The sequence below is a fragment of the Chitinophaga sp. 10T418 genome, assembly GCF_056394125.1.
Window position 1 is genome coordinate 361,434 of the sequence record NZ_JBFTHG010000008.1, and the last position, 23,201, is coordinate 384,634.

General features: G+C 45.1%; 26 protein-coding genes. 16 read left to right on the top strand and 10 right to left on the bottom strand.

Annotated elements, in window-relative coordinates; translation table 11 throughout:
- Window positions 1–3 precede the first annotated feature (3 nt).
- The 3 genes from AC1DCV_RS24100 to AC1DCV_RS24110 all read right to left on the bottom strand — a co-directional run bounded on the left by AC1DCV_RS24100 (window position 4) and on the right by AC1DCV_RS24110 (window position 1,871).
- Window positions 4–651: a hypothetical protein gene (locus AC1DCV_RS24100; protein ID WP_477025549.1), complete on the bottom strand. Its 648-nt coding sequence runs from the start codon at window positions 649–651 to the stop codon at window positions 4–6.
- 4 nt (window positions 652–655) lie between these two features.
- Window positions 656–1,165 (bottom strand): RNA polymerase sigma factor, encoded by a 510-nt coding sequence (locus tag AC1DCV_RS24105; protein WP_477025550.1) that lies wholly within the window; start codon window positions 1,163–1,165, stop codon window positions 656–658.
- A gap of 73 nt (window positions 1,166–1,238) precedes the next feature.
- Window positions 1,239–1,871 carry a DNA-3-methyladenine glycosylase gene (locus AC1DCV_RS24110; protein ID WP_477025551.1) on the bottom strand — a complete coding sequence of 211 codons (633 nt, stop codon included), beginning with the start codon at window positions 1,869–1,871 and terminating at the stop codon, window positions 1,239–1,241.
- 161 nt (window positions 1,872–2,032) lie between these two features.
- Here AC1DCV_RS24110 and AC1DCV_RS24115 point away from each other — a divergent pair, with 161 nt between their 5' ends.
- The gene (locus AC1DCV_RS24115) at window positions 2,033–2,533 is read left to right on the top strand and encodes a hypothetical protein (protein ID WP_477025552.1); all 501 of its coding nucleotides are present in this window, start codon (window positions 2,033–2,035) and stop codon (window positions 2,531–2,533) included.
- A gap of 88 nt (window positions 2,534–2,621) precedes the next feature.
- Here the strand turns inward: AC1DCV_RS24115 and AC1DCV_RS24120 are convergent, their stop codons facing one another.
- Window positions 2,622–2,987: a hypothetical protein gene (locus tag AC1DCV_RS24120; protein ID WP_477025553.1), complete on the bottom strand. Its 366-nt coding sequence runs from the start codon at window positions 2,985–2,987 to the stop codon at window positions 2,622–2,624.
- Window positions 2,988–3,197: 210 nt separating this feature from the next.
- Here AC1DCV_RS24120 and AC1DCV_RS24125 point away from each other — a divergent pair, with 210 nt between their 5' ends.
- Window positions 3,198–4,046 carry an NAD(P)H-binding protein gene (locus AC1DCV_RS24125; RefSeq protein WP_477025554.1) on the top strand — a complete coding sequence of 283 codons (849 nt, stop codon included), beginning with the start codon at window positions 3,198–3,200 and terminating at the stop codon, window positions 4,044–4,046.
- Between the two features lie 48 nt (window positions 4,047–4,094).
- Here the strand turns inward: AC1DCV_RS24125 and AC1DCV_RS24130 are convergent, their stop codons facing one another.
- A complete protein-coding gene (locus AC1DCV_RS24130; protein ID WP_477025555.1) occupies window positions 4,095–4,991 on the bottom strand; it encodes an alpha/beta fold hydrolase in 897 nt (298 codons plus the stop codon).
- A gap of 219 nt (window positions 4,992–5,210) precedes the next feature.
- Here AC1DCV_RS24130 and AC1DCV_RS24135 point away from each other — a divergent pair, with 219 nt between their 5' ends.
- A complete protein-coding gene (locus tag AC1DCV_RS24135) occupies window positions 5,211–6,236 on the top strand; it encodes a sensor histidine kinase (RefSeq protein ID WP_477025556.1) in 1,026 nt (341 codons plus the stop codon).
- Window positions 6,233–6,940, top strand: coding sequence for a LytR/AlgR family response regulator transcription factor (locus AC1DCV_RS24140; RefSeq protein ID WP_477025557.1), 708 nt, complete (start codon window positions 6,233–6,235; stop codon window positions 6,938–6,940). The genes AC1DCV_RS24135 and AC1DCV_RS24140 overlap by 4 nt, the downstream gene beginning before the upstream one ends.
- On the opposite strand, the gene AC1DCV_RS24145 is transcribed toward AC1DCV_RS24140, so the two are convergent.
- Window positions 6,941–8,173, bottom strand: a complete 1,233-nt coding sequence (locus tag AC1DCV_RS24145; RefSeq protein ID WP_477025558.1) for a thioredoxin family protein — start codon at window positions 8,171–8,173, stop codon at window positions 6,941–6,943. It lies immediately after the preceding gene.
- 122 nt (window positions 8,174–8,295) lie between these two features.
- On the opposite strand from AC1DCV_RS24145, the gene AC1DCV_RS24150 reads away from it, so the two are divergent.
- Entirely contained in the window at window positions 8,296–8,814 is a 519-nt protein-coding gene (locus AC1DCV_RS24150) for a DinB family protein (protein ID WP_477025559.1), read from the top strand.
- A gap of 9 nt (window positions 8,815–8,823) precedes the next feature.
- Here the strand turns inward: AC1DCV_RS24150 and AC1DCV_RS24155 are convergent, their stop codons facing one another.
- Window positions 8,824–10,332 (bottom strand): FAD-binding protein, encoded by a 1,509-nt coding sequence (locus tag AC1DCV_RS24155; RefSeq protein WP_477025560.1) that lies wholly within the window; start codon window positions 10,330–10,332, stop codon window positions 8,824–8,826.
- Window positions 10,333–10,362: 30 nt separating this feature from the next.
- Window positions 10,363–10,683: a Bor/Iss family lipoprotein gene (locus AC1DCV_RS24160; protein WP_477025561.1), complete on the bottom strand. Its 321-nt coding sequence runs from the start codon at window positions 10,681–10,683 to the stop codon at window positions 10,363–10,365.
- A 166-nt stretch (window positions 10,684–10,849) separates the two neighbouring features.
- On the opposite strand from AC1DCV_RS24160, the gene AC1DCV_RS24165 reads away from it, so the two are divergent.
- Window positions 10,850–11,401: a ferritin gene (locus tag AC1DCV_RS24165; RefSeq protein ID WP_477025562.1), complete on the top strand. Its 552-nt coding sequence runs from the start codon at window positions 10,850–10,852 to the stop codon at window positions 11,399–11,401.
- Between the two features lie 52 nt (window positions 11,402–11,453).
- Here AC1DCV_RS24165 and AC1DCV_RS24170 read toward each other — a convergent pair whose 3' ends face one another.
- On the bottom strand, window positions 11,454–11,984 hold the full coding sequence (locus AC1DCV_RS24170) for a VOC family protein (RefSeq protein WP_477025563.1): 531 nt from the start codon (window positions 11,982–11,984) through the stop codon (window positions 11,454–11,456).
- A gap of 179 nt (window positions 11,985–12,163) precedes the next feature.
- Here AC1DCV_RS24170 and AC1DCV_RS24175 point away from each other — a divergent pair, with 179 nt between their 5' ends.
- The 5 genes from AC1DCV_RS24175 (at window position 12,164) to AC1DCV_RS24195 (ending at window position 16,001) form a co-directional block, all read left to right on the top strand.
- Complete coding sequence (locus AC1DCV_RS24175; protein WP_441574197.1) at window positions 12,164–12,409, top strand: Atu4866 domain-containing protein; 246 nt, start codon at window positions 12,164–12,166, stop codon at window positions 12,407–12,409.
- Between the two features lie 68 nt (window positions 12,410–12,477).
- The gene (locus tag AC1DCV_RS24180) at window positions 12,478–13,026 is read left to right on the top strand and encodes a flavin reductase family protein (RefSeq protein ID WP_477025564.1); all 549 of its coding nucleotides are present in this window, start codon (window positions 12,478–12,480) and stop codon (window positions 13,024–13,026) included.
- 25 nt (window positions 13,027–13,051) lie between these two features.
- Window positions 13,052–14,644 carry a Na+/H+ antiporter gene (locus AC1DCV_RS24185; RefSeq protein ID WP_477025565.1) on the top strand — a complete coding sequence of 531 codons (1,593 nt, stop codon included), beginning with the start codon at window positions 13,052–13,054 and terminating at the stop codon, window positions 14,642–14,644.
- Between the two features lie 47 nt (window positions 14,645–14,691).
- Window positions 14,692–15,210 (top strand): hypothetical protein, encoded by a 519-nt coding sequence (locus AC1DCV_RS24190; protein ID WP_477025566.1) that lies wholly within the window; start codon window positions 14,692–14,694, stop codon window positions 15,208–15,210.
- A gap of 8 nt (window positions 15,211–15,218) precedes the next feature.
- Window positions 15,219–16,001, top strand: coding sequence for a hypothetical protein (locus AC1DCV_RS24195; RefSeq protein ID WP_477025567.1), 783 nt, complete (start codon window positions 15,219–15,221; stop codon window positions 15,999–16,001).
- Here AC1DCV_RS24195 and AC1DCV_RS24200 read toward each other — a convergent pair whose 3' ends face one another.
- Window positions 16,002–16,475, bottom strand: coding sequence for a hypothetical protein (locus tag AC1DCV_RS24200; RefSeq protein WP_477025568.1), 474 nt, complete (start codon window positions 16,473–16,475; stop codon window positions 16,002–16,004).
- A 61-nt stretch (window positions 16,476–16,536) separates the two neighbouring features.
- Between AC1DCV_RS24200 and AC1DCV_RS24205 the strand changes: the two genes are divergently transcribed.
- The 5 genes from AC1DCV_RS24205 (at window position 16,537) to AC1DCV_RS24225 (ending at window position 23,136) form a co-directional block, all read left to right on the top strand.
- Entirely contained in the window at window positions 16,537–16,923 is a 387-nt protein-coding gene (locus tag AC1DCV_RS24205; protein WP_477025569.1) for a hypothetical protein, read from the top strand.
- Between the two features lie 59 nt (window positions 16,924–16,982).
- A complete protein-coding gene (locus AC1DCV_RS24210) occupies window positions 16,983–17,867 on the top strand; it encodes a LytTR family DNA-binding domain-containing protein (RefSeq protein WP_477025570.1) in 885 nt (294 codons plus the stop codon).
- 144 nt (window positions 17,868–18,011) lie between these two features.
- Window positions 18,012–20,762: a TonB-dependent receptor gene (locus AC1DCV_RS24215; RefSeq protein WP_477025571.1), complete on the top strand. Its 2,751-nt coding sequence runs from the start codon at window positions 18,012–18,014 to the stop codon at window positions 20,760–20,762.
- Between the two features lie 18 nt (window positions 20,763–20,780).
- Window positions 20,781–22,055, top strand: a complete 1,275-nt coding sequence (locus AC1DCV_RS24220) for a parallel beta-helix domain-containing protein (protein ID WP_477025572.1) — start codon at window positions 20,781–20,783, stop codon at window positions 22,053–22,055.
- Window positions 22,056–22,080: 25 nt separating this feature from the next.
- Window positions 22,081–23,136, top strand: a complete 1,056-nt coding sequence (locus AC1DCV_RS24225) for an SO2930 family diheme c-type cytochrome (protein WP_477025573.1) — start codon at window positions 22,081–22,083, stop codon at window positions 23,134–23,136.
- Window positions 23,137–23,201 lie beyond the last annotated feature (65 nt).

A 23,201-nucleotide genomic window follows, 5' to 3' on the forward strand; every position in this document is an offset into this window, starting at 1 on the left:
GTGTTAAGCATTGCGGAATTCCTGTACCTGGTGCAGTAATTCCATCGCTTTTATCACCGGGTTCCATTCTTTGCCATTGAAAATAAAGTGGAACCATTTTTTGTGGCTATTTTCATACCGGATGTTGATAAATAGCCAGATGGCCAGGTAGGTAAATGATACTGTTACGATGATTTGGAGTGCGTATAACCAGTCATTGCCATTGTCCAGCATACTTTGGTTCCAGTAGAAAGTAGTCCATACAGGTAGCTGCAGGAAAAGCAACCGGGCACACCAAAGCGTAGAGGATTTCAACTTCGATAGTTTTTCCTGGGTGTCCAGTATGGGAGCGTTAATGTTTACCTGCTGAATGAGGAGGAGCTGGTAGAGATATATCCCAATGGCCAGTTTTGTCAGCAATACCTGTATTCCTGCCGAAACCAGGAAAAACGGGTTGGCGATGCGGAAGGTGCTGATCAGTATACTGTCTACCCAAATCACCCAGATAATACCAATAAGGATGGTAAATATTTTAAGTGGTTTCATGGAAGCCAGGGCTGACTGGACTTTCATATGGGTGATGTCTGCTGCATTTTGCCTGTTGAACACCAGGGTCTCTTCCAGCTTTTTATCATAAGATTTCCAGAGATGGATCATTTCTGTGTCTTCCATTGTGCTAGGTTTTGAGATGCGTAAATTTTTGTTTTAGAACGGCTTTGATTCTGTTGACTTTCGTTGCCACATTACTAACGGAGATACCCATGATTTCAGCGATTTCCTTATGACTTTTTTCTTCGAGGTAGAGCAGCATCAGGGCCTTGTCTAACTCTTTCAGTTCAGCGATGAACTGTTGTAAAAAGCCAATATTGGTGGCTGTTTCGTCCGGTGTAGCTGTATCTGTCATATTCAATACACCTTCCGATAGTGGATTGTCTACCTGTTTTCTGCGACTTTCTTTGCGATAAAATGAAATGGCCACATTTAAGGCGATACGATAAATCCAGGTGGAATATTTATACTGGTCGGAGTAGTTGTCAAATGATTTCCACAACTGTACAATAATTTCCTGCACGAGGTCTTTTCTATCTTCCGCATCGTGGCAGTAAGCATTCGCTATTTTATATAGAATGCCTTTGTGCGTTTGAATAACGGTAAGAAAGTGTTCCGATTTGTCAATTGACTTCATGCGTTTTAATTGTCAGCGTACCAGATTGAAAAAAATGTTGCTTTCTTCATTATTCGCACCAACGTCTGGAAAATCACACTTTGCCCGGAGAATTTTTAATGAGTCCTTTGCCTTTGCTCACCCATTTATTACCTTTTACGCTAAAGCGATAGGGGAGATAGGCGTCTTCTCCGGCGTAAGCCACGCCTACGCGGGTAGATATCACCATCTGATCATCGGGGAGGTTGGGGGCGTCTTCTATCCATACTTTGTTGCCGGTAAGGCTTTCCCCCGTAAGCGAGATATCAATGCCCAGTGCTTTGCTCAGGTTCCCCGGTCCGGCGGTAATATTTGGAGTCAGAAGAGGAAGAAAACGGGCTTTCATCATATCAATGCCATCCACCGGTTCCAGCGCCCGGATCAATACGGCATGAGGTGTATCCTTTACATTCGTGATCACATTAAAGAGGTAATGGATGCCATAGATCAGGTACACATAGGCCAGTCCGCCGGGCATATACATCACGGCGGTACGGTTGGTCCGCCGCTCGTTCCAGGCATGGGAAGCTTTGTCGGTAACACCCGCATACGCTTCTGTTTCCACAATCCTGCCGGCAGTACGTACGCCATCTATCTCCGTGACCAGCATTTTGCCCAGTAATTCCCTGGCGATCTTTACCACATCTTTTTGCTGATAAAATGCAGCCGTCAGTTTTTTTATTTTCATATGGGAGAAAATATCTGTTTGGGATAGTGGAAGTTACAAATCATTTGCAGGATGACAGTAATTTACCATGATCGGGTTTTACAGGAAAGATAGGAGGTTTTGTATTAATTTAATGGGGTGGGAGCGCTAATTAGGCCCGCTGCTTTGATAAGAATAGTATTATGAAGACGAGACGTCAATTATTTGCAGCTTTAAAGAAAGCAGGGGAAGATCCGGATATATTATGCGAGATCGCAGCCAGTTATTTTAGAGAAGAAAATTATAAGAAAGCATATGTTTATGACAGGCGTGCGTGGATGTGTAACAGAAAGAATGCTATTCATATGGCAAATCTGTCCGCGGATTTGGGAATGCTGGGATGGCATGAAAAGGAGATCATTCTTTCAAAGGGGATTATTAATTGGAGGATTGAGAAGATTTGTAAATATACAAACGTTGATGTTAAAAGAGCAAAATCAATTAAGAACGACTGCCGGTTTAGACTCAGTATAACGTATTACAAATTGAGAGAAGATAATATGGCCAGACGATATTTGAATTTGTATTTTAAAATCAAGAAGAGAGATAAACTAACGACGTTTATCCCCAATGATGACCAGAAAGGACATTGGCGGGATCTGCATCTGGAAGGCAAAATAAGAAAAATATGGAAAGAAGATTAGGGTACAATAAATGACACGTTATGACCAGACAAACCAAGCCATCCACATATCATGTGGATGGCTTGGTTTGTCTGGTCATACAATTTCACTAAAGCGACAAAATAGACACATGGATATACGCGCTGGCAATATCAGCCGCCGTCACCGTGTAAGTAATAGAAGGTATTAATCCCAATGTATTCAGATAAAGTACATCTCCCTCCTGTACTTCCACATCATACAAATTACTGTTGTAAATAGTGCCGTTGGCACTTGTATTCAGGTTTACCACGGTATACAGCGCAGTGGGTATGTTTACATCAATACCCAGCACGCGCTGCGATAACTGCAGGTGCGCATGAATACGGGCACGACTGACGGTCGTTTTCATAGTGCTTTTGGTGGGAGTAGTTGCAACAGAGACGCTGGAACAGATGAATGTCAGCAATAAGAACATAGATAGCGTACGTTTCATGGTTTGATTGTTTTGAGATGAGCAATAGGGTGTCAATGGTGGGGTTGAGAAGGCTAAATTAAAACGAAATAACGCAACGCAAATGCAGGTGAAAAAACACAGGAACCTTTTTCAATATTCTTTTAATTTCCGGACATTTTTATTGCCCATGTCGGTTTTGTTCTATTTTCCGGATGTCAGCCGTCTTAGTTTTGGGAAAAGAAAATAATCATGAAAGCGAAAAAGAACAACCCATTGAATGTACTTGTATTAGGTGGCACCGGTAAAACCGGTAGCAGAGTGGCAGAGCAGCTGACGGCGAAAGGCTGGCCGGTACGTATTGGTTCGAGATCAGGCAATCCTTCTTTTGACTGGGAAAATAAAACAACGTGGGAGCCTGCATTGCAGGGTATGGATGCGGTATACCTCAGCTATCACCCCGATCTGGCAGTGCCAGGTGCTGTGGATACTGTTCGTGCATTTACCGAAACTGCTGTGAAAAATGGTATCCGGCATATTGTGTTGTTATCCGGTCGTGGTGAAAAAGAAGCGCAGGCCTGTGAAGAAATAGTAATGAATGCCGGCATTGACTGGACTATTCTCCGGGCAGCCTGGTTTAACCAGAACTTTAGTGAAGGCTATTTGTTAGATCCCTTGCTGGCTGGTCATGTGGCGCTGCCTGCCGGCAGTGTGGTAGAACCATTTGTAGATGCGGATGATATTGCAGATGCAGCCGTTGCTGCCTTTACAGAAGAAGGCCATGCCGGGCAATTATATGAGCTCACCGGCCCCCGTTTAATGACTTTTGCAGAAGCAGTTGGAGAAATTGCCCATGCTACCGGAAAGCCTATTCAGTATCAGCAGGTATCTATGGAAGAATATAAAGCCATGATGGAGGAATACGCTATCCCGGAAGACTTCATCTGGCTGGTGACCTATTTATTTGCAGAAGTACTGGATGGCCGCAATACCTATCTGACTGATGGCGTACAGCGGGCGTTGGGAAGAGCTCCCAGAGATTTTGCAGCCTATGCCAAAAATACCGCCGAAGCCGGTGTTTGGAATACTCCCAACAACTAGTAGCAGTAAAGGGATCGTCTTATTAACCAACAAGACGATCCCCTTTATTTATTTAGCCAGAAAGGCATCTACCTGTTCAAAAAACCATTTCGGTTGATCCAGCATGATAAAATGTTTGGATTCATCATTTATCGCAACAACTGTTTGCGGAGCTTTCTGGTATTGCTGATGATAGTTCTCCAACACATTTTCGTGGGTAGCGCCATAGCTTTTATAGGCTGCCCAGTCTGCCAGTGCAAGAATAGGGCAGGTGATCATGTTCATCTGATCCCGCAGGTCAGTAGTATATAATTCATACATCACTTCTCCCTGTGTAGGTGAATCGGAGGTAACGGCCATCTCTGTTATCTTTTTTATGTTGACACTATCCGTAATCATGCCGCCCAGCATATATTTCTGCGCTGCACGGATCTGTTCAGCGGTAAGGGACGACATCCTTTCTTTCATCTGAAGGGCCATGGCACGGCTGCTATCCGGAGTAGCGCCAGCCCCCATCATAAATGCCGGCAGAAAAGGCCCCGTACTCACACATACGAGTTTACCCGGCAGATCAGGATACCATATGCCCAATTGTATGGCCAGCCAGCCCCCCAGACTATGTCCTATGATCACGGGCTTGTTTAGCTTGTTTTCACGGATAAAGTCGGCCAGCTCACGGGTAACGGTTTGGAGAATGCTATCTGACCGGATAGGAGCCTGTCCGGCAAAACCCGGTAATGTAATCTCATAGCAGGTATAATTCTTCTTGTAATGTGCGACTGCTTCATCCCAAACGGCGCCGGAACAATAGAGTCCATGTATGAAGATAACCGGTTGGCCCTGTCCCTCTTTTTTAACGGCAAACGACCAGGTATGAGCGGCGTATCCGTTAATGGGTATGGTACCCAGAAAGAGGAAAGCTATTATCAGGATACGGGCAGGTAAATGTGAAAAGACCTGTTTCATAAAAAAAGTTTTATTGTTTCCGTAAAGAGAAGCATTACGTGCTGGCTGCGGAAATCATATTGACCAAACAGGTGTTTTAAAGGATAAGGTCTTATTTAAGGGGATATTCACTACTTTATGGTTCATTCCTCCGGCTACTTTACATTTGATCAACCGGCAGCGTGCTTTCGTCAATTAATATTGGTATTTTGTAGTACCCAAAATACCTTGTTACCCATTATGCGTTTATTCTTTACTAAATATAAAGGGTTTCATATCCTGTTCTGGTTGGCCGATCTGATTTTCTGGTCCGTCTTTTCCTATAGATCTTACGATGCATCTCTGCTATTCGCTTTTATCTCTACTGGTATATGGTTGTTTTTCCAGGCGGCTTTGGTGTATTCGATTATTTACTGGCTGCTTCCGCGGTATTTTTATCAGAAAAAGTACGGGAAATTTATGGCGGTTGCTATCCTGTTATTAGTGGCTTCTGCCTTCCTGATTGCAGGTATAGAAATATACTTTATAGGCAGTGAGAAGCTCAAAACGTCTGCAAATTTGCTGTACTTTTCCCTCTTCATAGGCATGACTAATTTTTATACTTCCTTTGTGTTTATTGCAGCAAAGTTGATTAAAAACAAAATAGTCAGCGATCGCCATCATCATGCAGTGGAAAAAGAACGCACGGAAAATGAGCTGCGCTTTCTCAAATCACAGATGAACCCCCATTTTCTTTTTAATGCTATTAACAGCATTTATGTGCTTATCAGGAAAGACCAGGAAATGGCCGCCAGTACGCTGGCCACTTTTGCGGATATGCTGCGTTATCAGTTATATGAATGCAACACCCCTAATATACCGATAGAGCGGGAAATATATTACCTGAATAATTACGTGCAACTGGAACAACTTCGTAAGGGGAAGTCGCTGCAACTGGATTACCAGGTAGGCGCAGAAGTGCGGAATTTTTCGATTGCGCCGCTGCTGTTGCTCCCTTTCGTAGAAAACGCATACAAATACGTATCCACCTATACCAACAAAGAAAACAGCATACGGCTACATCTGCACTATCAAAATAATATATTTACACTGGAAATAGATAATACCACGGAAGCGGCTATCCACCTGGAAGATGATAAACGGGGTGGTATAGGGCTGGAAAATGTAAAGCGGAGACTGGAACTTATTTATAAAGGGAATTACGACTTACGCATTACTCCGGGTGCAACACATTACGGAGTGTTACTTTCGATCAATATCTTATGAACATATCATGTATTATTGTAGACGATGAACCGCTGGCGCGGGAAGGACTCGAACTACTGGTGCGGGATACCGGTTTTCTTCAACTGGCTGCTATCTGCAGGAATGTGATGGAAGCCAGCCAGGTACTATCACAGGAGAAAATAGACCTGATGTTCCTGGATATTGAGATGCCGAAAATACGGGGTACCGATTTCCTGAGAGGTCTTACTACCAAGCCACTCGTGATCATCACTACGGCTTATCCCAATTTCGCCCTGGAAGGGTTTGAACTCAATGTGCTCGACTATCTTGTAAAACCGATTACCCCGGAACGTTTTCTGCGTAGTGTAAACCGCGCGCAGGAGTTTTTACAATCCCAGCAGCCGGCGTCTCCCTCATCAGACACATTCTTCTTTATTAAATCTGGTAATAGCTACGAGAAAATAGCTTACCAGGATATTTTATATATAGAAGGCAGCCAGAACTATGTGACCATCTATACGGTTCAAAATAAATTTCTGACACTGAGTACGCTGAAGGCCATCGAAGAACAGCTGCCGGCCGCCAAATTTTTGCGGATACAAAAATCATTTATTGTGGCAATAGATAAAATTCAATCTATTGCCAACAATGAAATCATGATTGGTACACACAAAATTCCTGTGAGTAAAAATTATAAAGAAGAGCTGATGAAACTGATCAATGATCATCTGATTAAAAAATAGCTATTTACCTTTCAGTTTAGTGATAAGATCTGAAGTTTCTTTCACACCTGGTATTAACTGCTGTGCCCTTATTGCCCATTTGAGTGCATCTTCCAAAGCCTTGTCTTTGCTGTCAAGTACGGTGCTGAAGGACGAGGCAGCAGTAAAGAGCCGGAAATACACTTCTCTCGAAAAAACATTGACAATATATTTTTTTTCTTCCTGGAAGCCTGGTATTTTGGTGCTATCCTGTTCGCCTTTTAGGAAAGGTGCCATTAGTTGCTCATATCGCCGGGCATCTTGTGCGTGAATGGAATCTATGGAGATGTTCATTAAGTTACCCACCATGTTATAGCCGCACTTCTTTGCCAGGGACTCGTTTTTCACCATACCTGCATATATCAGATTGATCCGGTTCATGTGTACCAATTGTTGTTCGTTGAGTGCACCCAATTGCTGCACGTAATTGGTCAGCTGTTTTATTTCCAGTGTTCTTTTCTCCCCGATGGCCTTTGGAATGGCCGTTTCAGCCAGTTGGTTATACAGCGGCCGTTTGATGGCCGCCTTCGATGGTTCACTCAATGAATCATAGTGTTCCATTAAAAACACCAGGGCATTGGTTTGTGTGCCGATCATATGTTGTCCAATAAATACCAGGTTGTCTTCTTTTTTCAAATCATCGGTAGGTACTACTTTAAGCCATTCATCAAATGCCTGGCTGTTGTCGAGTCCTAACGCCAGTTTCCTTGAAATATAGGTGCGCAGAAATTCGGGTTGGCGGTTGCCGGATGTAAACGCTGCCTCCAGGTTGCTTAACTGATTTTTATCTCCCGCCAGGGTTACTGCTTTGTCTACGTGAGCGTTAAATGCTGCCGCAGGGCTGTCGCCCACTGCTTTATGAATCAGATCACCGCTGCTGTTAAGGTAAAGAAAAGAAGGGTAGGCTTCGATGTTGAATTTTTTTGCGAGTGCAATGCCTTCTCCTTTTTCTGCATTCAGTTTATAACTCAGGAATAACGGATTATATTTATCACCTACTTCTTTTAAAGGGAAAATGTTTTTATCCATTGCTTTGCACGGCCCACACCAGTCAGTATATACATCTATAAAAATCATTTTATGCTGTTGCTGTGCTTCCTTTAATAATTCAGCATAGGAACCCTGAAAGAAGTGAATCCCCGACTGCTGTGGCACTTGAGCCAGCACAAGAAATTTGGTTAAGCATAAAATGATGATGGCCAGGCTTGTTTTCATACGCTTTTGCTTAAATTGAGTGACAAATAGTGGGTGCTTACAAAGATAATAAGTTGAGTGAAGAACGGATAAGGAGTTCGGACAAGATAACATGGAAAGGCAAATTCATTAAAAAAAATAAGATGAACATTCACCGTCCCGATATAAACGATGCACCTCACTGGTATCCATATTTCTTTGATCTGGCTACGGGAGATGATTTAATAACAGCTTTAGAAAATAATAAGCTGCAGGTACAACAATTGATTCACTCCATTCCTGTTGCTGCAGCAGACTTTAGCTATGCTCCGGGTAAATGGACTGTCAAACAGATGCTTATTCATGTGGCAGATGATGAACGATATTATGCGTATAAAATTTTTTGTTACGCGAGGGGAATAGATGTTCACCTCGAAGTACCGGCAGGGGAGCGATATAGGAAAGACTTCAATGCCGCGAATCGTACATTAGCAGATATTGCAGCAGAGCTTTTGACGATAAGAGAAGCGACTATCAGTCTTTTTAGTGGGATGACAGATGAAATGCTTGACTTCAAAGGATTTGGCGGCAAAGATATTTACACCGCCAGAAGCTTAGGCTGGATGGTGGTAGGGCATAGCATCCATCATTGTAACCTGCTCCGCGAAAAATACCTCATCTGAAAACGGATCTCATACGGGATCAATTCCCCATTGCTGCATGGCCTCATTACTGAAAATCCGTATCATATCCGGATCCACTATCCTGGCGCGTGCCGCCAGAAACTGATCCAGTTTATCGCCGTACATATGTTGTAATCGTTCCGGCGTTAACGTATTCATCTTGCCCCAGTGGAAGGTGAAAGGGATGTTTAACTGGTCCAGCATATTCCATACGGCTTCATAAAAGTGTATCGTTTCGGGCGACAGTACGCCATCCAGTTCCAGTACACAGGTGATGGGGGCAAAATGTGTAAATGCCATAGTGGCTTTAGAGGCTTTTACAAAACGAAATGCAAATAATCCGGCAAAGGGTCCAGACTCTTTATTTACCCGCAGCAGTCCGTTGATGACCTGGTCTACTACGGCAACGGGAAGTCCTACTGCCGCACTGGATACTTTACCACGGAGTGTTGTATTGTTGAATATTTCTCCCAGTCGTCCAAATTGCTGTTCACATAACGTAAGACTTTTCGCCAGTACTTTATTGACCAATAGTGGTACGGCGGCGGGCAATACACCTGCCAGTTTACCAATAAAGCATGGTGCATCATCACCGGGGCCTATCCCGGCGCCATTGGGTTTGGGTCTTGTATAATCATCACGATAAGGACGTTTATACATGGTGGTCATATAGGCGCCTTTGTTCAGGTCGTAGGGATTGATGAGTGACTGGAAATGAAAGGGGATGATATCCGGATAAGGCAAATGAGGGTATGCAAAGTCAAGTGTGGTGAGCTGATGCATCAGTGCATCATCGAAAGGTACCCGGCGGAGATAATATTCCAGCAGATAATCATCTTCCGCTTCAATCATAACACCGTGTATAAAACCGAATGCACCAAAGCTAACTACGGCGGCATTAAAGGCTTCATCATCCCGCACAATGGTGGCGCCTAGTTTATTCGCAAAGGCGTCGGCTACCACCGGGTAGGAAGCTCTTTCCAGCCAGATATGTTTATCCGGCCCCGTAATGATATGCAGGCCTACCACTCCTTCCTGTACGGCGCCAAAGCCAATGGCGGCGCCGTGTGTGCCGGTAGCAATGGCACCTGCAATCGTCTGGCCATTACTCGCGCCACATGCCGATAAAGACAGCCCCCGCTGATGCAGGGAGTCGTTTAATTCCCAGATGCCGTTGCCACATTGCGCAAGACAAAGTTTTTTGGGATCGCCGGCATACGCTGCTGCGGTGCTGCTGCTGTTGATGGTGAAACGGATATTCAGTGGCTTCGTATTAAGCAAAATACCTTTGGTGGCTGCAATAGGAGAAAATGACCAGCTCCCGCCCAGCGTACGCAGGGAGGTGCCGCTTTGTATGGCATCTTTTATGATTTGCTGAATGCCGCTGGTTGTACTATTATACTTCTGCAGTACCGTGCCGGTTACGTCATTGGCGAGGTCATAGAGATCCGTAACCTGTTGTGTGAAGGTATTGTGCAGGTTACTCCAGGGGAAGCCGCCGTGCTTAACAATTTTCATGGCAGACGAATAATGGGGTGAAGAAATGAGTTATAGCGGGACCTCCTGCGAACAGGGCTTGGCACATTTCCATTCTATTTTAACGGGGCAATAAATACCAAGGGTACAAATGGTGAGTACTGCATTGCCAAAATTAGTTTTGACAGTTACTTCTGATACACCATTTACCCCCAGGGAATCGCATACGGGCGTACTGATTACCTGTGGCTTGTTAAGAAGTCCCCAGAACAGACTGTATGTCCGTCTGCTGTTTACGGGAGAGGTATCTGTTGAAGGTAGTGCGTGGGTCGCCACGCGATAAGTGTAACAACTGCTGATACACAGCATGCCGGTTACCAGCAGCAAGTGCATACGATATCTATGGAATTTGGGGCTACACATAGATTTATATTTTCCTAAATATACTATTTGTAAAGGAAATAACCGCTGCAGTCTGCTATCTGTATGTAATTAGTGGTGCAGTTTTTGAGTCGACGTTCAACAGCACAGATTTGTATAACCTTCTAAAACCTTCCCCATGAACAGGAACAGGCTTTCGCCAAATATGGAAACCGGGCTGAACAAACAAATGACCCAGGAAGCGCTGGCATCCCAGATATATTTATCTTATGCAGCATGGGCTTCCGGTGAAGGATATAGCGGCATCGCCAATTTTCTCTTCCGGCATGCAAACGAGGAACGCAATCACATGACGAAGTTCCTGGAGTACATTCTTGAAAGAGGTGGAAAGGTAGCTATAGAGGCCATTCCACAGCCTCCGGGCGATCCGGTAAGTGTGCAGAATTGCTTTGAGAAAGTATTTCAGCAGGAAATAGAGAACACCGCATCAATTTATAGACTGGTGAAGCTAAGCTTTGATGAAGGAGATTGGGCCAGTTGGAATTTCCTGCAATGGTTTGTAAGAGAACAAACAGAAGAAGAAACCCTTGCATTAAATCTGTTGGATAAAATTAAAGTGGCCGGTGGTGAAAAAGCATCTGATGATGCTTTATACAATCTGGACAAAGATCTTCAACAGGAGCCGGATGAAGCGGAGCTGGCTGAAACCAAATCTGCCGCTAATCCGTGAGGATAAAGGATACTATGTGGCTTTCCCTCCACAGGAAAAGCCACATAATATATCATTGCAGATGATCTATACGCTTATGCGTCATCACCTCTCCGTTTTTATCCAGCGGAATAAAGGGATTATAAGCCACTTCCCAGACATTGCCTTCTATATCTTCCAACAGGAAAAAGTGTCCTCCAAAAGAAGGCGTAAATGGTTCTTTAATGATCTTTACGCCCTTCTCTTTAAGGGAAGCATATAGCGCCAGCACTTCTTCCCTGGAATTGACCATATAGGCCAGGGTAATGGATCCGGGGACCTTCTCCTTTACGGGCTTTCCGGCATGCGCGAATAAATCTTTGCTGCCATATAGGCTAAATAAAAAACCATTCAGCTGGAAGAAGATAATATCTTTGTTTTCCGCAACAGGTGTCCAGCCAAATTTGTCTACATAAAAGGCGCGCATAGCAGCGAGATCGTCTGCACCAATGGTGATTACACTTAGTCGTTGATTCATGGCATGTGTTTTTGTTTGTGAGGAAGCCTTGAAGGCAGCTAACATCGCTACCATACAAAATACCCGGAACATGGTGATTGTTTTCATATAGCCGTAAAGGTAAATAGCAACTGCTGTTGGGTATTTGTAGAAAAACGACAACTTCTTTAGCTTCCGGAAAGCAGGTGAGCCCTTATGATAATGTTTGAATTTTGCAATGATCCGTTTGATTTCTGTAAACAACCTTCCCCTGCCGGGGTGTAGTTTTGTGGTATAAAAAAACAACCATGGAACAACAACACAAATACGTAGGTATGTGGGTAACCAGTAACGGTTATATCCGCCAGGAGCTGCTGCCTGATGGCCGCTATGATGAGGCAAGAGGTAATAAACAAAGTGCTTACACAGGCAGGTATGAGATCAGCGGAGATCATATTAAATACTGGGACGATACCGGCTTTACAGCCACCGGGGATTTTAACGATCCTGATACGCTGTATCACGGCGGGTATATTTTTTACCGGGAGAAATGACACAAATGGAGGGAACGCTCAACAATGTAATACTTCCTTATGTTGAATAATATATTTGAAACGCCGATATGATGAGAAGAGTCTATAAAAAAGCGGACCTTCCGGTAGAGAAGATCCGCAAATTCCTGGAACCCGGCCCTATTGTGCTGGTGAGCTCCCGCTGGAAAAACAGGACGAATATCATGACGATGGGCTGGCATACGGTCATGAAATTTTCCCCTTCCCTGATAGGCTGTATGATTACCAGTGCCAATCACAGCTATGAGATGATCCGAAAGAGCAAAGAGTGTGTGATCAATATTCCAACTGTAGACCTGATCAACGAAGTGGTTGGAATTGGCAACAGTACGGGGACACATTTGGACAAATTCAGGAAATTTGGTCTTACTGCGGAAGAAGCAGCAATCGTAAAAGCGCCGTTGATAAAAGAATGTTATGCCAATTACGAATGCAAAGTAATGGACACCCAGTTGTTATCCGGTTATAATTTTTTTTATCTTGGAAGTGGTAAGGGCACAGGCAGCTGTTTATCCCAAATACCCCAGAACTGTTCACTACAGGGGAGAAGGAGTATTTATGGTATCGGGAAAACATATGGCCTTACCGGGAAAGTTTAAGCCACAAAATCTATAGCGCTCATATATGCTTACTAACGTCATCGAGTATATTATCCTGATTTTTATTATCCTTTTTTTGGTGATGCTGGCGCAGAAGCTGAAAATAGCCTATCCTATTATACTGGTAATAGGAGGGTTGATACTTAGCATGTTTCATTTTCTGCCCTCTATACAGATTAATCCTGAACTGATTTTACTGATATTTTTGCCTCCGCTGCTGTATGAAGCGGCCTGGTATACTTCCTGGAAGGAGTTCTGGCGATGGCGGCGGGTCATAGCCAGCTTCGCCTTTCTGATAGTGATCGTTACCTCACTGGTGGTAGCCGTGGTATCTCATGCGCTTATTCCCGGTTTTACACTGGCGCTGGGATTCTTATTGGGCGGCATTGTGTCGCCGCCGGATGCTGTTTCGGCTACCACTATCCTCAAGTACGTGAAAGTACCGAAACGTATGTCCGCCATCCTGGAAGGGGAAAGCCTGATGAATGATGCGTCCAGTTTAATTGTGTTCGGCTTCGCCAAAGTGGCGGTCATGACCGGGGTATTTGTATTGCGGGATGCAGCGGTGAGCTTTGTAGTAGTGATCGTGATGGGAATTGCGATTGGCTTACTGGTTGGGTTATTATATTATGTGATGCACCGTTTTTTGCCTACCAGTACAGAAATGGACGTACTATTAACCCTCACAGCGCCTTATGTGATGTACATTGCGGCGGAATCCTTTCATGGCTCCGGCGTGCTGGCAGTGGTGAGTGGCGGGCTTTTTCTCTCTGCCCGGAGTCAGCGTATCCTCAATTACAGAAGCCGTTTACAAGGAGCCAATGTTTGGTCAACGCTGGGTTTTTTACTCAACGGACTGGTGTTTATGCTCATCGGGCTGGAATTGCCGGTGATCATAAGGGAGCTGGGTACGGTGAGTTTGGGAGAGGCTATTAAATACGGGCTTATCATTACAGGCGTTTTAATTGTAACAAGATTACTTTCTACGCTGGGAGCATCTGTATTTACGGTGTTCATCAGCCGGTATATTACGACTGCCGACAATCGTCCCGGATGGAAGGGGCCATTGCTTATCGGCTGGGCAGGCATGAGGGGAGTGGTATCGCTGGCAGCCGCATTATCCATTCCTGTTTACATGGACAATGGTGCACTATTCCCACAACGCAACCTGATCCTGTTTATCACCTTCACCGTGATATTGCTCACCCTCGTGGTGCAGGGGCTTACCCTGCCCCTGGTGATTAAGTGGGTAAATATGGAAGACCCGGATAGTCATCTGTCGCCGGCAGAACAGGAAAAGAATATCCGCGAAGCATTATTACAACATAGTGTTCAATACCTGGATACACATTTTCCGGAGGAGCTGAAATCAAACCCTGCATTGCAGCAACTGCGGGAAGACCTGATACACCGTAAGTCTGTATCCATGCACAATAAATTGGAAGGGGTGGATCATAAAGTGTATAAAAAGGTATACCTGAAAATGTTGGAGCATCAGCGCAGTGTGCTGCATGACCTGAATAAAGATCCCCGTACAGAGCATGAAATTATCAGGAAATATCATGAACTGGTTGATATTGAAGAAGAAATTTTAAGAATGAAGTATGAAAATATATAGGGTGCGGCAAAATTTCCAAACTCCCTCATAAATTGTATCTTGCCCCTATGAAAATGAGTCATTACCTCCGGCAGGGGAAGTCCGAAAATTACCAGGACGCAGAAGATAAAGGTTTACTGAAAGCCGGTGAGGTAGCGACTTTGCTGTCAAAGAAATTCAATACTAAAATAGCAGCAAAGGAGCTGGAGCCGTTTGCTACAGAATGGCATCATGCCGGCGTATTTAAGAGTAGTGCCGGCCAGTCGTTACGGGGACGCAAAGTTTATTTCTTCTCCACAGCCGATGCGGACAACATCTCCCTGGACAAAATATTCGCTAACAGGAATAAAGCGGCGAATAAACCACTGCCGGATACCAGCATCGTGCAAGGATGGTATACGCAGTATTTTCGTATGACCGATCCCGTTACCCGCAGAACATTTTCAAAACCATTTATAGGTATTTATAAAGGACCGGCCAATAAAGCGCCCAAGGGCTTCAAAGCATTGACAGACGAAGCTTTCGTGATAGCAGAAAAAAAACGTGGCAGAGAATTGAAGCCCGGAGAAATACCAGATTTTAAATAATGCCAACTATGTTTTTCCGTACAAATATCCTTATCGCCTTTGCCTTACTGCTGTGTATGAACAGCTATAGTCAGCATTTTGCAAAAAAAGATTTTGACATTATTAACGCAGTGGTGGATAGTGCCAAAACAACGAAAGCTTTAATGACGCGATTGAATATTTTGCTGAAAAACTATATGGAATCCCGTAGTGGCGTGGGTTTACAATTGAACCGGCCACTTGATGGTGATTTTAATCATCAGCGCATCGCCATCAGGTTTTATCCTAACAATTTTTTTGTCAACTTACTGACAAGAAATGACAGCATTTTTTTTAGTACGGTCTATTTCACTACCAGTTCGTTTTCGGAAGGACCAGGATTTAAAGAGGCGGATAACACTGTCAGGGCGATACATTATAATGCACCTGTAACCAACCTTTTTCTGAAAGAACGAAATAACTTTTACGGCTCGGAAAAAACGGTGAACGATGTATCAGTAGAGCTTTCGGGCAACGAGATGTACGCCATGAATTGTGGTATTGCAGCTTCATTGACAAAAGAGGGCAAGCGTATAAATGATCTTGTATTGAAAGACGACCCGCTCCCGGAAATCACAGTGATGTTGCAACATCTGTCTTGCGAGATACAGGCTTTCGGTGTAACAGCCATTGATTTGCTGATCAAAAAAGGAGTGACCATAGATAAGCTCAATAGTAAATTATACGGTCGTATTAAGCAAAGAAATGCCCCCGTTATTACCTGTTCCGGTTGTATAGTGGGTGAAATACGGTCGCTTTATGACCGTAAATAATCACCATTTCTTCGCCAGCTTTTCCCGGAGTTGCTGATATTTCGCCGTAAATAATTCCGGAGGCAACTTCATTTCCAGCAATAACAGGATCTCTTTGTACTGCCGCCTGAGAAACATGCTGTGCGCTATTTTCAGCTTCCTGTCCAGGTAATAGATCGTGGTTTGTGGATCGTCGTATTTCCCCACTTCTGCCATATCTACCTTCGTAATCGTTTGCCAGTCTATATCGTGCGGTTTCCATACCTGTTTGAAAATAATCGAGGTATCTGACAGGATCAGCTCCTGTCGCGCATAAGTAAACATCGACCACGCCAGGAATAAAAAAATAATAGCTATAAAAATAAGCACCGGCGATACATGGATCACCGAAATGGTGTAACCAGCCATGATAAGCATAACGACACTCAGCACAAAACACATCATCCTGAAAAAATCCGGTATCCGAAACCGCTCTGTGGTATAAATGGGTGGCATATCTACGTTTTTTAAAATTCACCTGTAATATCTTATATATTTGCAGCCTCAAAAAACTGATATGACATACCAGGAGAAATTGCAGGCAGTAAAAGTACATTACCCTTTTGAAAAATGGAGTGAAGCATTTTACCCGGACGAAAATGATGTAGGTGGTATGGAACAATACAGCGCTGAAAACTGTGACACCGCTACCGGGATTATGGATAACCTGATCGCAGACCTGCAGGCTGCCGGTGAAAATGCAGCCGAACAAACTAAACTGGCCCTTTTTGAAAAAGCGATAAAAGCATATAACGACCTGAATGATGAAATTTCCGGTTTCATAGAAACTGGTGAACGCGAAGACCTCTGTGAAGTATTGGATATGATCACCATCGCGGCGGGATTGCAACCTTCGGATTATGCCGATGGAGAAGGGATTTCCGATTTATGGCGCGAATGGTAAACCGGCTATCGGGATTCCGGCTTTTTTACTTATCTTAAATGAAGAAAATCATCCACGATATGAAAAGCTTGCACACTTTGCCACTTATTTCAAAATATGCCGCAGAGCAACCCCGCTTTACTTTACTGGACCCGGTCGCCAACAGGATTTCACTGATAGCTTTTTGCAGCGTGTTCAGCTTCCTGTTCATGTATATCTTCCTGCCCTTTAATATCAATATGTGGTATGAAGGGCAAGACCTTTCCCTGTTGCCACTCTTCCTGATTTTTACTTTATGCGGAGTGGTGGTGATGTGTATCACTCAATTCGGGCTGGCAAAACTCAAGTGGCGCCGCAAGCTGACCAATGCTACTTACGGCTGCTGGTTCCTGGGTGAAATCATATTGGTGTCGCTCATGGTTACCATCGTAAACGTCACCATTACTGATACTTTCTTCTTTACCTGGACAGAGTTTATTAATACCCTTCATTATACTGCGCTGATCCTGCCTTTGCCTTATTGCATCTGCCTTTTATGGTTTTTTACCCGGGAAAAGATCGCCCAGCTGAAAAGTCTGAAGACAGCACAGGAGCAGGTAGCCAAAACCGATGACAGTTGTATCCTCCTCCGTGATGAACATGATAAGCCGGTATTAACCCTGCATCCGGGTAAATTGCTGCTCATGAAGGCAGAAGATAATTATGTACAGGTGTTTTACCTGTCAGGGAATACCATCTGCAAAGAACTGATCAGAACGTCCATGAAAAAACTGGAAACAAGTTTACCTGCCGGTACTTTTGTGCGGGCGCATCGCTCGTATCTTGTTAACCTGACCAAAGTGGTGCTTTTTAAGAAAAATGCAAAAGGACATTACCTGCAACTGGAAGGTTTAAATGACATCAGCATCCCGGTATCAGCTACCTGTTTGCCCACCTTCCAGGAACGATTCGCCCCGGCCGCCTGATTTTACCCCCAATAGCCACAATTTCGCCCCAAAGTCACCACCACTGCCATTTCCACTCAGGGTATTTTGGTAATATCGCTGTGTCACATTACCAGTATTACACACGTAAAATCTTACAACCAAACCATCTAAATTCCCCTGCCGATGCTAAGATCCATAATTATAGGGTTGGTTTGCCTGCTTCTGTTACCGTATGGCGCCCTGGCACAAACCGTACTTTCAGGAAACGTCCGCAACAGCGTTACTAAAGAAGTGGTTCCTGTAGTATCCGTTACCATAAAGGAAGCACCTAACGGCGACTATACCAATGACCAGGGGAACTTTAAATTCTCCACCAGGAAAAGTTATCCTGTTACACTTATACTATCATCGGTAGGCTTTGAAACAAAAGAAATCATCATTTCCGGCCCTGGATTCCAGCGAATAGAGCTGTCGCCGGCCTCCGTACTGGGTAAGGAAGTGGTGGTTTCTGCCAGCCGGTTTGTTCAGAAAAAGATAGAATCTCCTGTTACCATTGAAAGAATCAGCACCAAAGACATCATTAATTCGCCCCAGCCCAGCTACTATAATATGTTGCAAGGCCTCAAAGGAGTAGACGTTACCACCTCCAGCCTGCTGTTCACTACCGTTACCACCCGCGGTTTTAATACCAGCGGTAATACCAACTTCACCCAGATCGTAGATGGAATGGATAACCAGGCGCCCGGTCTGAACTTCCCCATAGGCGCTATTATCGGGTTAACAGAGCTGGACGTAGATAACCTGGAAGTGCTTTCCGGCGCCTCCTCTGCTTTATACGGCTCCCGCGGCCTGAATGGTACCATGGTTATGACCGGTAAAGACCCGTTTAAATACCAGGGACTCAGCGCCCAGATCACCCAGGGTATCAACCACGTTAGTAAAGGAAAGGCGAATGATCCGCTGGGTCCTTCACCATACTACGACTGGACCGTTCGTTGGGCGAAAAAAGTGAATGACAGGTTTGCCTTCAAAATAAATGTGCAATACACCCAGGCGAAAGACTGGATGGCCAATGACACCACCAACACCAACGGCCCCGGTGGCCCCCTGCAGGATCCCAACTATAACGGAGTGAATATCTACGGTAGCAAAACCTCCGTAGACATTAACCCCTTCCTGGAAGGAGCCCTGCAACAGGTGCCAGAGCTGGCGCCTATCATCAACCCTTTGCTGGCAGAAGGTAACCATAACGTAGCCCGTACCGGCTACCCCGAGTACGGCTACCTGAGCAGCGATGCGAAGATGTTCAAAGCCAATGTGGAACTGCGTTATAAGATACAGCCCAAACTGGAAGCGATCCTCTCCGGTACCTACGGACAAGGAGATGCGGTATATAGCAATGATACCCGTTACGCGCTGAACGGTTTTCACCTGGGACAGTACCGTGCGGAAGTGAAAGCCGAACATTGGTTTGTACGTGCTTACACCAGCCGGGAAAATTCAGGGCATACCATCATTGCGATGCCTACTGCACAGCTGATCAACGAAGCCTGGAAGCCCAGCTATGATGGCAACACCGGTGACGGCTGGTATCCACAATATACCAGCGCCTTACTGGAAGCTATGTCTCAGGGGAAAAGTTACCTGGACGCCAGCAACCTGGCCAGAACATTCGCCGATCAGGGCAGACCCGATGCCGGCAGTGCGCAGTTCCTGCGACTGAAAGACAGCATCTCCAACATCCCTACCTCGAAAGGAGGTACCCTGTTCACCGACAGGAGCCGGCTCTTTAATGCCGAAGCCCAATATAATTTTACACACCTGATAAAATTTGCGGAACTCATTGCCGGCTTAAACTATCGCCTCTACCGCCTGGATTCGAAAGGGACACTCTTCCCCGACAATGACTCCCCGATCGATGTGGCAGAGTACAGTGCTTATGCGCATCTCACCAAAAAAGTAATACACGAGAAACTGAGCCTGGCGGCCGCTTTCCGCTACGATAAAAATACCCTGTTCGCCAAGCCCCGTATCACCAGCAGGGTATCGGCCGTACTGGAAGTAAACAAGGAAAGCTTTATCCGCTTCTCCTACCAGAATGCTTACAGCTTCCCGTCTAATATACAATCGCTGCAAAGCACGCCGGTAGACTATAACAGCTTTGCTTCCGGAGGCTCCGACCGCCTGCTCAATGGTGTGTATCATTTTGATCAGTATCCTGCCTACACACTGGCCAGCGTGGATAGTTTTAAGCGCACCAAAAACCCGGCAGATCTCAAGCAGTTTGCATTGAGTGATATCAAGCCGCAGTCCGTAGATGCGTTTGAGTTAGGTTATTCTTCTCTCATCGCCGGCCGCGTACTCATTGATGTACTGGGCTACTATTCTACCTGGAAAAACTTTATCGGATACGTCAACGTGGCCAATACGCCTGGTAGCAAGGATCCGAACGATTTCCTGGATCACAGCAAATACATACAGTATAATATTGCGTACAACGGTGCGGAAAAAGTGAATACCTATGGCTATGCCGCCAGTGTAAGCGTAGACTTGTCGCATCACTTCCTGGCGAAAGTGAATTTCTCCTCCGACTTCCTGAAAAACAGGAACAACAGCCAGGTGAATAATTTCAATACGCCCAACTATAAATTCAATATAGACTTTGGTAATACCGGTTTTGGAAAGAAAGAGCATTTCTCCTTCAATACCACTTTCCGTTACCGCCCGGCCTATTTCTACCAGATAGGTTTTGGCAGCGGTACCGTACCAGCTTCCGCCGTGATAGATGCGCAGGTGAGCTATCGCCTGCTGCAGGCCCATTCCACCATCAAACTGGGTGGCGTTAACCTGACCAACACGTATTACAGGAATGGCTTTGGTAGCCCCGCTATTGGTGGCATGTACTATGTTACTTTTGCTTACAATGTTTTCTGATTTTTTAAAAACCCATATATGAAACGATATCATGTCTGCTTATTATTGATTGCCCTACTGGCCGCCTGTCATAATAACCCGGAAGTAAAAGAAACCGGCGGCTATAAAACACGGCTGAACTTCGGCCCCGGTGAAGAAACAAAGATTGCAGAAGCTTTCCTGTCGCTGACCGACAGTAGTAGTATTACATTGAAAGAAGGCCTCTACAAATTCGATAACCTGAGCATTGCCCAGGTAAAGCATATCCTGATTCAGGGTGCAGGTCCGGACAAAACGATTCTCGACTTTTCGGCCCAAAGCCAGGGTGGGGAAGGAATCCGGGTAACCGATGTAAAAGGCTTTACGATCGATGGCCTTACCCTGCGCGATTCCAAAGGCGATCTGATAAAGATCAACAAAAGCGAAAATGTGGTGGTAACCAATCTCCATGCTGTTTGGACAGTGTCCGATTCTACCAGCGGTGGCTATGCCATCTACCCGGTAATGTGTAAGAATGTATTGGTAGAAAACTGTTATGCACAGGGCGCTTCCGATGCGGGCATTTACGTAGGACAAACAGATAGCGCCATCGTGCGTAAATGTAAAGCCTTTAAAAACGTAGCCGGCTGTGAAATAGAAAATACCTCCCATGCACAGGTTTATGACAACGAGTTTTGGGGAAATACCGCAGGTTTCCTCATTTTCGACCTGCCTGACCTGTCAAAACGTGGTGGTTTTGTAAAAGCACATGACAATTATTTCCATGATAATAATGAAAGGAATTTTGCCAAATCCGGTAGCTTCGGTTCTACCTGGGGCGTTGGTAATGCAGCTCCCGGCAGTGGTGTGGTGATTCTGGCCGCTTCAGATATAGAACTGTATAATAACCGTATCATCAACAATAATTCCAGTGCCATTTCTGTGGTATCCGGATTTTTTATAGATGAAAATGCAGGTGCAAAAATTAACGACCACTATTTCCCTATCCCCAAAAATGTATATATCCATGATAATACCATGGAAGTGGGTAGCGCATTTCCACCTGCTGTATACGAACACCATACCGGTAAAATACTGGTAGGCATAGAGCAGCAGCTAAATGCGATGGATCCGGCACGTAAAAACGCCCGTTTACCTTTCATCACCTACGATGGCATCACCACTAATATACTGACCAAKGGGACTGCTGTAAATCCGGATTCACTCTGTATTAAACAAACAGGCCCTAATTTATTCGTGAATGTAGATGCCTTGAATATGACATCAAAGAACTGGCATCCCAGCACGGATGTCACGCCTTATGTTTGTAAATAGTTTTTATTAAATTTTTTTTAGGGAGATGAGGAAGCCTTGCTTAATTATTGTGTGTTTTATATGCTGGATCGCCGTTACGCAGAGCTGTCAGCAGAAACCGGCGCCTGCTGCGGCAGCAGGGCCGTTTCAGTTCAAAGAAAAATTATCGGATTATGGCTTCTTTACCGGCGCGCTCAAGGATTTGTTGCCACGTAAAGGAGTGCAGAACTATGAGCTATCCACCCCGCTGTTTACGGATTATTCGGTAAAAGACCGTTTCATTGTGTTGCCTGAAGGGAAGACAATGCAGTATACTTCCCATGGCGCGTTGGATTTTCCCGATTCGACATTCATCGTTAAAAACTTTGCCTATACAAATCCTGCCCATCAAAAGATCATGATCGAAACACGACTGCTCTTCAAAGATCCGGCAGATAAGCAATGGAAGGTGATGAACTACCTGTGGAATGCGGCCCAGCAGGACGCGGAGAAGTGGATCCTGGGCAAGAAGATCCCGATCACCTTCCTGGATGACAGCGGACAACAGCAGTCTACCGTGTACCAGATGCCCAATACGAACGACTGTAAGCGCTGTCACATTAATAACAGCGTATTGACGCCAATTGGCCCCAAGGCACGTAACCTGAATTTCACCCGCAGCGGCCAAACGCAGAACCAGTTGCAGCAATGGGCTGCCAACGGATTGCTCGCTGGCCTCCCTGCCCTGGACAAGGTAGCACAGCTGCCCAACTGGAAAGACAGTGTTCATTATACCGTTAATGAAAGGGCCCGGGCCTACCTGGACGTAAACTGCGCCCATTGCCATACCCAGGGCGGAGATGCCTATAATACCGGTCTTTTCCTGGAGTACGAACAAACGGGTGCCGACCACCTGGGTATCCTGAAATCGCCTGTTTCTGCCGGTGGCGGCGCAGGTGGACTTGATTTTGACGTGATTCCCGGTGATGCCCTCCATTCCATCCTGGCCTACCGCATGAACAGCGTGGAACCCGGCACTGCCATGCCGGAACTGGCGCGTACCGTGATTCATAAGGAAGGGGTGGTGCTGATTAAGCAATGGATTAACGAAATGAAGAAATAGCAAGGATAGGAAAGGTTTTGGGGAGATGTATATGGATATATTCATATATATCTCCCCAAATTTTT